We start from the raw sequence: 2,344 nt of genomic DNA on the forward strand, positions 1-2,344 counted from the left end.
ACCCTGACCTGGGCGTCGACCGGCCTCAAATGATCGCCCGTCAAGCCGTTTGCTCGCGACACCCTGACCTGGGCGTCGACCGGCCTCAAATGATCGCCCGTCAAGCCGTTTGCTCGCGACCTTCGAAGTAGTCAGCCAGGCGCATCCGTTCCTGCTCGAACGGCGACATGCCGGCCAGAACCGCCTTCCAGTCGCCACTGCGGCCTGCCCGGTCGATGTGCTCGCAGGCGGCTGCGAACGCGAGCGCACCAATCATCTTGCTGGCGCCTGCCATGCGGTGGGCGCATAGGGTGACCTGGGCGATGTCTTCGGCCGCCACCGCCTGCCTGAGCCCGGTCGAGTCGTCCTCGCAGGTTCGCCGGAAGGCCGCAAGCACCTCGCCCACCATCGACGCGTCACCCAGGCATTTCTCAGTCAGGAACGCCTGGTCGATCGGGTCGACGGAGGGGCCGGCCTCCGGGCTCGCGTCGGCGGGAGCGATGGACGGTGAGGCGGCTTGCGGAAGCGGCAGCCATCGATCGAGCTTGTCGGTCAGATGCGCCAATTCCACCGGCTTGACCAGGAAGTCGTCCATGCCGGCGGCGAAACAGGCCTCGGCCTCCCCCTGCAGCGCGTTGGCAGTGCAAGCGATGATCGGCACGCRCTCGCGCCCAGCCTCGGATTCCAGCCTGCGGATGCTGCGCGCCAGTTCGTAGCCGTCCATGTGGGGCATGTGACAGTCGGTGATGACCAGCCCGAAGCGACCCGACTTCCACATCTCCAGGGCCTGGAGGCCATCGTCGGCGGTCTTGGCGGCATAGCCCAGCGTTCGCACCTGGCGCAGGATCAGCATGCGGTTGACGGGGTGGTCATCGACCAGGAGCACCAGCGTTCCCTCCGTCTCGGCCTGCGCGGTGCCGGGGGCCACGCGGCGCAGGACCGTGGCCGTCGAGAGCGCTCGCTCGTTGTCGGCACCGCTGCCTGGCAGGGGCTCGGCGACCGGCAGCGACAATGCCAGGGTGATTGTCGTGCCCATCCCCGGCGCGCTTTCCATATGGATCGAGCCACCCATCATCTGGGCCAGCTGCCGGGAGATGACCAGTCCCAGTCCGGTGCCACCTGGCCGCCGCCGGCCCTCGTCGCCGTCAGCCTGGCTGAAGGGCTGAAACAGGCGCTGTTGGTCCTCCGGAGAGATRCCGATGCCGGTGTCCTTCACCTCGAATCGCAGTTTTTCCTGTCCCTCCRCCCGTCCCAKCCACTGCACGTTGATGTCGATCCAGCCCKCGGARGTGAACTTGATCGCGTTGCTGACGAAGTTGTTGAGGATYTGRCGCAGGCGCACCGGATCGACCCGCAGCGCSGGACTGAYGCGCGGGTCGACCATCCGSCGGACGATCAGSCCCTTGCTGCTGGCATTGCCCAGRTAGAKGCTCTGCACCTCCTCGACCAGSCGCTTGATCGAGACGACCTCGGGGCGGACCTCCAGCTTGCCGGCCTCGATCTTCGARAAATCGAGGATGTCGTCGATGATGCGCAGCAGCGACCGGCTCGATTCCCGCACCAGCCCGAGCGTCTCGCGCTGCTCGGCGTCCAGTTCGGTCAGGCTCAGCAATTCCAGCATGCCCAGGACGCCGTTCATGGGCGTCCTGATCTCGTGGCTCATGGTGGCCAGGAAGATACCCTTGGCGCGGTTGGCGGCTTCCACCTCCGAGCTGCGCTGCGCCAGGGCCGCATTCAGCCGCTCGATTTCACGCTCCTTCTTCTTCCTTTCCGTCACGTCTTCCGCCATGGTCAGCAGGTAGCGCGGCCGGCCGGCCTCGTCGAGGATCGGAATCTTCTTCGCGTGGAGGACGCGCACGCTGCCATCGTGTGCATGCAGGGTCTCCTCGGGGATGTCCACTTCCCGGCCCAGCGCCAGCGCTTCCTTGTCCTTGGCCGTGAAGAAGTCAGCCTCCTCTTTGGAATTGACGATTTCGTGAGTCGTCTTGCCCAGCAACTCCTGTTGGCTGCGCCCCGTCATCTCCTCCATGCTGCGGTTGACGCGGACGACCTTCAGGTCCTTGGCGTCCTTGACCATGACTTGATAGGGAATGTGCTGGATCACCGAGTTCAGGAACGCGTTGGCTGTTTCCAGTTCGGCGGTGCGCAGGCGCACGCGCGCCTCCAGGTCGGCGTTCAGGGCACGCAGGTCTTCTTCCGCCTGGCGCAGCGCCGCCTTCTGCCGTTGTTCGGCGAGCGCTCGCCGCACCGAGAAACCCAGCCGCCGCAAGCGCTGCTTGAGCACGTAGTCCGTGGCGCCGGCCTTCATGCAATCCACCGCCTCCTCCTCGGTCATCGCGGTGGAAATCACGATCAGCGGAAGCTC

Annotated in this window: 1 protein-coding gene; it reads right to left on the minus strand. The window is 66.0% G+C overall.

Annotated features, from left to right (window positions below):
- Positions 1-100 precede the first annotated feature (100 nt).
- A partial coding sequence (locus tag AC1DY5_RS51795; RefSeq protein ID WP_478122038.1) for a response regulator occupies positions 101-2,344 on the minus strand: 2,244 nt, incomplete at its 5' end.

It is taken from the genome of Variovorax sp. P4_D9 (genome assembly GCF_056401695.1).